The following is a 7,010-nucleotide window of genomic DNA, read 5'->3' on the forward strand; positions in this document are numbered from 1 at the left end:
GTAGCTGGCCACGCCGCAGACGATGTACATCGGGAAGGAGCCATAAAATACTACCACATGGCTCGGGGTGAAGCTGGTGTCGCGGATGATCACTTGATGCCAGGAGGCGTCTTGCTCCGTGAAGAAGCTGCCACCCCAGTACACGCCAAACAAGTATACGCCCAGCCACATCATCCAGTAGAAGTAACGCTTGATTTCCAGTTTCGGGTCCAGGTTGTCCAGGTTGGTGTCCCGTGTCTTCCAGATCCAGCCCCAGGTGACCAGCGCAAAGATCGGCATGACGATCATGTGCACACGCCACAACCCCATCCATACCTTCTCAAATTCCGGCTCCATCGAGTCCATGCCATGCGAGTAGGCAAAGGTCCGTTGAAACCAGATCCAGAATATCGCTACCCCAAGCATGGTGATCAGTCCAAATTTATACCACCTGGAGTCGTACCACAGCGACATGTCGTAGTCGCGGCCGCTCGACCCCGCGTGGCTGCCTGATGTTTCTACTGTTGTTGCCATTTTGAGTCCTCCTATACCTATAGTTGACAATAATACTACCAACTTTTAGCAGCGAAATAAATCCGCAAGCGTATTTTAGACTTAGACATTCCCATGGAGTTCCCACAAATATACTGTGGTTTTTAGATAATCTTTTTAATCCTTATGAAACAAGAGTATATATCTATGAGACATTCGAACTGGCGAAAAATCGCTTACGCGACTCACGTTATCATGATCACGCTGCGTCAATATGTTTTATCCGCCCTGATAAAGGCAGAAGCCGGTAAAATTGCAGTTGCAACCTCGATCAAGTCGGATGAGTTCCACGATTGGCGCATTGCATGCACCGCAGGGCAAATTGTGGCTTCTTTAAGAGACTCGCATCGATCCGTGGCTCACTGCTATCGAGAAACATTATGAATTTTCTAGAACGATCCTATTTCTTGCTGCTGCTTTCCTTGTTTGCTTCCATTGCGGAGGCCGGAGCAATTAGCAGTCTCAAGACTTTCGTCCAGGATACGCGTACGGTTCGCGCGGCGTTTATCCAAACGGTGCTGGACAAGAATATGCGTACGGTGCAAAGAGGGGGCGGTACCATGCAATTCGAGCGTCCTGGCAAATTTCGTTGGGTATACGAAAAACCATACGAGCAATTGATAGTCGGGGACGGGACCCGGATATGGTTTTACGATCGCGATCTCGATCAGGTGACGGTACGCAAGCTGGATCTCGCTATCGGTACCAGCCCCGCTGCGCTGCTCGCGGGCAGCAGCAATATCGAGGCCGATTTTGACCTGACTGAAATCGGGTTGCAGGGGGATACGGAATGGCTCGAGGCAAAGCCCAAAGCCAAGGAGGGCACTTTCGAATGGGTGCGTTTGGGATTCTCTCCGACAGGCGAATTGAAAGCGATGGAGCTGCACGATAACTTTGGTCAGACTACGGTGCTCACATTTTCCCGGGTGGAACAAAACCCCAAGCTTTCGGCAGAGTTGTTCAAATTCAGTCCCCCCCAAGGGGCGGACGTAATCAGTGACTGATTTGTTTGAAAAGCGGGAGCCCGCAGCGCCTCTTGCAGAACGATTGCGCCCGCAAGAACTGGGAGATGTTGTCGGGCAATCCCACTTGCTTGGGACAGGCAAGCCGTTGCGGCTCGCGTTTGAATCCGGTAAACCGCATTCAATGATATTGTGGGGGCCGCCCGGTACCGGCAAAACCACGTTGGCGCGGCTTATGGCGCAGGCGTTTGATGCGGAGTTCATTGCGCTGTCGGCGGTATTGTCGGGCGTCAAGGATATCCGTGAAGCGATAGAACGAGCGGGACTCGTATTGCAGCAATCGGGTCGCCACACCATTCTATTCGTGGATGAGGTGCATCGCTTTAACAAATCACAGCAGGACGCGTTCCTGCCATATGTCGAACAGGGTTTGGTGACATTCATTGGAGCCACCACCGAGAATCCATCGTTCGAGGTCAACAGCGCGCTATTGTCGCGTGCGCAGGTTTATGTGCTTACCGCTTTGTCTGAAGACGAGCTCATGATCCTGTTTGAACGGGCAATAAATCTGGCATTGCCGGAATTGAGTTTTACCCATGACGCCAGGCGCTTGCTGATCGAATATGCGGATGGCGACGCACGGCGTTTGCTCAATTTCCTGGAACAGATAAAAACCGCGGCGGCGGCCGGCGGACTGACAGAAATAACAGGGGATTATGTCCAGAGCGCGCTCATTCGTGGTACACGCCGTTTCGATAAAGGCGGTGATGAATTTTATGATCAGATTTCGGCCCTGCATAAATCGCTTCGCGGTTCCAATCCGGATGCCGCGCTATACTGGATGTGCCGTATGCTGGACGGAGGCGCCGATCCGCTTTACATCGGGCGGCGGTTGATTCGGGCAGCGGTGGAGGACATCGGCTTGGCCGACCCACGCGCATTGCGGATCGCGCTCGATGCCACCGAGACATACGAACGCCTGGGGAGTCCGGAAGGAGAGCTGTCGCTGGCGCAAGCAACGCTGTATCTTGCCTGCGCGCCGAAGAGCAATGCCGCCTACCTTGCGTATAATAAAGCCCGGTCTTTCATTGGCAGCAACCCGTCCCATCGCGTACCTGAGCATTTGCGAAATGCGCCCACCAGGCTGATGAAGGAATTAGGCTACGGACATGAGTATCGCTATGCTCACGACGATCCGGAAGCCTACGCCGCCGGGGAGAATTATTTTCCGGAAGGCATGCCAGAGGTTGATTTTTACCAACCCACCATGCGCGGGCTGGAAGGGAAAATTTCGGAAAAGCTGATGCATTTGCGCGAATTGGACAGGCAGGCGAAAAAAATGCCGTAGATAGCGGTGCTTATCAGAACCCAGCGTAAGATACGTTTTTTGGAGTTTGCATGTTAGATATTCAGTTATTACGCACCGATCTGGAAAACGTCGTCAGGCTTCTCGCCAAACGCGGCTATACTTTTCCCGTTACGGAATTCAACTCGCTGGAAGCGGAACGCAAAACGCTTCAGACCCGCACACAGGAACTGCAAGCGCGGCGTAATGCCATCTCCAGACAGATTGGCAATGCCAAAAGCAAAGGTGAGGATGTTACCGCTATCCTGGCGGAAGTGGATAATCTAGGCGATGATCTTAGGCAGGCCGAAGCGCGGCTTGAACAAACTCAAGCTGCATTGCAGCATATATTGCTGCAAATTCCCAATCTGCCGCATACCAGCGTGCCGGAAGGCGCAAGCGAAGCCGATAATCGGGAGGTACGCCGTTGGGGAACGCCGCGCGCATTCGAGTTTGAGGTGAGCGACCATGTGAGCATTGGCGAGAACCTGGGTTTGCTCGATTTTCCTACCGCCACAAAACTGAGCGGTGCGCGCTTCAGCCTGATGACGGGCGGATTGGCGCGGCTTCATCGCGCGCTTGCCCAGTTCATGCTGGATACGCATACGCGGGAACATGGTTACACCGAGGCCTACGTGCCGTACCTGGTCAACGCGGAGAGCTTGCGGGGCACTGGGCAATTGCCAAAATTCAAGGAGGATTTATTCGAGATTCCTCGGCGGAGAGTTAATTCAGCCGACTCCCCTTTGCAGGCGGAAAGCGATCAAAGCCAATCGTCCGGGAACTCGCAACACAGGCTGGATGATGATAATTTGTATTTGATTCCCACTGCGGAGGTTCCACTCAGTAACATTGTGCGCGATAAGATTGTCGCATGCGAATCCCTTCCCATTAAGCTCACCGCGCATACGCCTTGCTTTCGCTCCGAAGCGGGCAGCTATGGCAAAGACACACGCGGTATGATCCGCCAGCATCAGTTCGACAAAGTGGAGTTAGTGCAACTTGTGCATCCGCAAGCGTCCTATGAAGCGCTGGAAGCGCTTACCGGTCATGCTGAAAAGATTCTTCAGAAACTGGAGTTGCCTTATCGCGTAATGGCGCTATGTACTGCCGACATGGGTTTTGCTGCAACCAAGACTTACGATATCGAAGTATGGCTGCCCGCGCAAAATACCTATCGTGAAATTTCCTCATGCAGTAACTGCGAAGCATTTCAGGCACGGCGGATGCAAGCACGCTTCCGCAACGAGAAAGGCAAACCGGAACTGTTGCATTCCCTTAACGGCTCGGGACTCGCGGTAGGACGAACGCTAGTGGCGATTCTTGAAAACTTTCAGGATATCGAGGGCGGCGTGTCTATTCCTAAGGTCTTGCAACCCTACATGGGCGGTCTTGACCGGCTTGTGCGCAGAATGGAAAAGTAAATTGCGCATCCATTATTTCGTCATTTAAGGAGGTTTTACCATGCAGAAGAAAACGGGGGGCGGAGCTGCTCATGACGCAAAAGCGGATACATCGGCGCTCGAAGCCGAGGTTCGTAGCGCTATTGCAAAGGGCGATAATGTTCAGCAGGCGGTTCGAGATCTGACGGTCAAAGCACTCAGTACGCAACACCGCGATCTCGAATCCCTGCGGCGCATCATAACGGCGGTGATGCAAGGCGTGCGTGAAGGCGCGCAGCAAAAACTGCAACATACTTCCGTACATCCGCAGACGGCGCTGACGCCGGTTCGTGACGCGGTTGCCGGACTGGATGCCGCATTGGCACAGTTCGCGGAAGCGTCAAAACTGGCTTTGGAGGAAGCGGCAGGCCGCGCGCAGAAGTTTTCCAGCGAGGAGCTCACCCGAGTTCGGAATGAACTGGAAAGCGTTGAAAATCTTTTTCTTGAAATCATACAGGCATCGGCTTCCACCGCCCAGAAAGTGGTGTCGGAAACCTTGCACGATTTGGTCGCGCATGCGAAGCGCAACGGGACCTCTGTTGGCTCACAGTTGAAGGAAACCCTTGCAGCATTTAATCACGAGATCACCTCTGCCGGTCAGACCCGGCTTGAGGCTGGCCTCCAATTAACTCACGCCATCACCGATCTCATGCGCCAAGTGGCTGCTGGCTTACTTACCGGCATCGCGGAGCGGGTTAAGCCGGACGATAAGACTAAGAAGCCGGGCTAGCCGGCTTCCCATCAGAGGCTGCATCCATTCTCGTCACAAACAGTATTTTCGCTGTCCCTTCCGGTCGCTGTGGGATTGGCCACGGGCTCATCGACTTCGACCTCTTCAGAGAGTAATGCGCCGATCGAGAATCCTACCGAGAGATCGCTCACATGCCCAAATTTATGCATGCGAATACGCCCGGATTTGTCGATCAGGATAAGGGTCGGCGTTCCCTGCATTTGGTATGCGCGCATTGTGAGCGGTATGCCTTGTGGTTCTCCATCATATTTATCGATTCCAATAGGAAAGCGCAATCGATACTCATGCACGAATACTTCAAGTGCATCGCGGCCCATTACAGCGTGATGTTCAAAGACGGTATGCAGCCCGATCACAGCGACCCGCTTGGAATCAAACTCCTGGGATATTCTCTGGGCTTGAGGAATACCGACCTGCACGCAACCCGGGCAGAAAATTTGGAAAGTGTGAAGAACGACTACTCTGCCACGCAGTGACGCCAGTGTAGGCGGCCGCGCGGTGTTGAGCCATCCTGAAGTTTGTAGCTCGGGGGCGGTGCTTGCGCTAATGATATTCGCGGTTTCTGCCATTTTATACCCCTAATGTGGTTCTGTTAAAAAGTTGAGGAAAACCGGGTAATTATTGCACGAGCCCAGAGTTTTCGCTCGCTCGTTCGTTCCCGCAGGTCGTTTGTAGGTAACCCTGGCTCCCATCGTATCCACCTTCAGGAGACGGATCATCAATGTTTATCCCATCGTAATTTTGCCATCAGTGTCTGATGATTTAGGCTGATTGAGTTTTTTGAGCTCTATGCAAGAAGAGTCCCGGACTCCAGGCGTGTTTATGCGTCGAGGTTGGGTGCTTGCTCGATTCTCTTCCGGATGGGGGACGGGATAAATAAGGTTTCATTGAATTATTCAGGTGATTCCCGGCCGTCGAGTGAGACCATAGTATCAAAATAAATGATTTGTCTTAACCTTATTAACAGTATGGATTTGACAACAGAATAACTTGGTTGGCACGGGGCCTTTTTTAGTGAAAAACCCTATGTGTTGCCGTTGCATGATCGCAGCAGTGACGGAAGAAATGGATACGGCAGATAAATTGCTACGGCTTTTGCTTTGGAATGGGCAATGTAAAGAAGAAAATGGACACTTCTTGGGATGTCAAATTTCTATCCCGGATGGAAATCGCCACAATTCAAATAGGGTAAAATTACCACATTTTAAAGAGGGAAAAATACCGCTTTTTAGAATAGGGGCATTATTAATTTAGGTTAGCAAGATCGCTTTCTTTCTTGTACGTGTAATTTTCGTGTGGTAGAATTTTGTTCTGATTTATATGGGGCGTGCTACACAAAAAACAGCGCCGAATACATGGAAATTGCTGTTAATACGAAACGAATTTGTTCTGATTGCTTGAGAAATGAAAAGATAATAATTTACTTAAAAACCGTGGCTTGGGTGAATAAGGAAGATTAAATAGTTGACGGAAAAATGCTTATATTTTAAAAAAATAATCTAAAAGCATATTCATCGCATCGAAATTACAGTTGCATTTTCAAGTTAATTTTATCGCTTCTTTTTTTAATTCAGAGTTCGCATCAAGCAAGAAAATTTCATTATTCGGATCTAATTAAGAAATAGGCTCCGAATTTTTTTCATTGAAACTTTGAACTTATAGACTTGCCTCTTATTCTTAGTGTTTTGCAACGGCTACAAGGCCATAGAATAACACAATTACTGACATTCGCAATAGGGTTATTTTGGCGGAATAGAAGTTAAGTTGAGAAGATATTTTGTGTGCGTGGGAATATCTCATAGGTATCGATCTAAGCAAGGATAAAATCTGGATACCATCTCACGGGCCGGGCCTGACATTGGGTTTTTGTAATTATTATTGGGTCGTACTGTCATCAGTAATCAAGTGGGGGGAAATATGAGTAGTAAAGTAACAGCAGCGCTGGCGGGAGCCCTGACGTTTGCCATGTATTCCGGATT

At 50.6% G+C, this 7,010-nt stretch carries 7 protein-coding genes; 5 read left to right on the plus strand and 2 right to left on the minus strand.

All coding sequences use genetic code 11. The features are described 5' to 3' along the window. Positions 1 to 513 (minus strand): methane monooxygenase/ammonia monooxygenase subunit C (locus SQ11_RS14310; protein ID WP_041514880.1); only part of this gene is annotated, 513 nt, incomplete at its 3' end. Positions 514 to 911: 398 nt separating this feature from the next. Between SQ11_RS14310 and lolA the strand changes: the two genes are divergently transcribed. The 4 genes from lolA to SQ11_RS14330 are packed head-to-tail and all read left to right on the plus strand — an operon-like array spanning position 912 to position 5,010. Next, positions 912 to 1,535, plus strand: coding sequence for an outer membrane lipoprotein chaperone LolA (lolA, locus tag SQ11_RS14315; protein WP_041514875.1), 624 nt, complete (start codon positions 912 to 914; stop codon positions 1,533 to 1,535). Then, entirely contained in the window at positions 1,528 to 2,841 is a 1,314-nt protein-coding gene (locus SQ11_RS14320; RefSeq protein ID WP_041514876.1) for a replication-associated recombination protein A, read from the plus strand. The genes lolA and SQ11_RS14320 overlap by 8 nt, the downstream gene beginning before the upstream one ends. A 50-nt stretch (positions 2,842 to 2,891) precedes the next feature. Beyond that, complete coding sequence (gene serS, locus SQ11_RS14325; protein ID WP_041514877.1) at positions 2,892 to 4,262, plus strand: serine--tRNA ligase; 1,371 nt, start codon at positions 2,892 to 2,894, stop codon at positions 4,260 to 4,262. Between the two features lie 40 nt (positions 4,263 to 4,302). After that, complete coding sequence (locus SQ11_RS14330) at positions 4,303 to 5,010, plus strand: DUF6781 family protein (protein ID WP_041514878.1); 708 nt, start codon at positions 4,303 to 4,305, stop codon at positions 5,008 to 5,010. 11 nt (positions 5,011 to 5,021) lie between these two features. Here SQ11_RS14330 and SQ11_RS14335 read toward each other — a convergent pair whose 3' ends face one another. Continuing rightward, positions 5,022 to 5,600, minus strand: a complete 579-nt coding sequence (locus SQ11_RS14335) for a peroxiredoxin (protein ID WP_041514879.1) — start codon at positions 5,598 to 5,600, stop codon at positions 5,022 to 5,024. A 472-nt stretch (positions 5,601 to 6,072) separates the two neighbouring features. Between SQ11_RS14335 and SQ11_RS17380 the strand changes: the two genes are divergently transcribed. Then, positions 6,073 to 6,285: a hypothetical protein gene (locus SQ11_RS17380; protein ID WP_156972522.1), complete on the plus strand. Its 213-nt coding sequence runs from the start codon at positions 6,073 to 6,075 to the stop codon at positions 6,283 to 6,285. Positions 6,286 to 7,010: the final 725 nt, after the last annotated feature.

Source organism: Nitrosospira sp. NpAV (genome assembly GCF_000832065.1).
Classification (GTDB): domain Bacteria; phylum Pseudomonadota; class Gammaproteobacteria; order Burkholderiales; family Nitrosomonadaceae; genus Nitrosospira.

Excerpts from the sequence above, each read along its gene's own strand:
- lolA (WP_041514875.1), top strand. The coding sequence starts at position 912 with ATGAATTTTCTAGAACGATCCTATTTCTTGCTGCTGCTTTCCTTGTTT.
- serS (WP_041514877.1), top strand. The coding sequence starts at position 2,892 with ATGTTAGATATTCAGTTATTACGCACCGATCTGGAAAACGTCGTCAGG.
- SQ11_RS14330 (WP_041514878.1), top strand. The coding sequence starts at position 4,303 with ATGCAGAAGAAAACGGGGGGCGGAGCTGCTCATGACGCAAAAGCGGAT.
- SQ11_RS14335 (WP_041514879.1), bottom strand. The coding sequence starts at position 5,600 with ATGGCAGAAACCGCGAATATCATTAGCGCAAGCACCGCCCCCGAGCTA.
- SQ11_RS17380 (WP_156972522.1), top strand. The coding sequence starts at position 6,073 with ATGATCGCAGCAGTGACGGAAGAAATGGATACGGCAGATAAATTGCTA.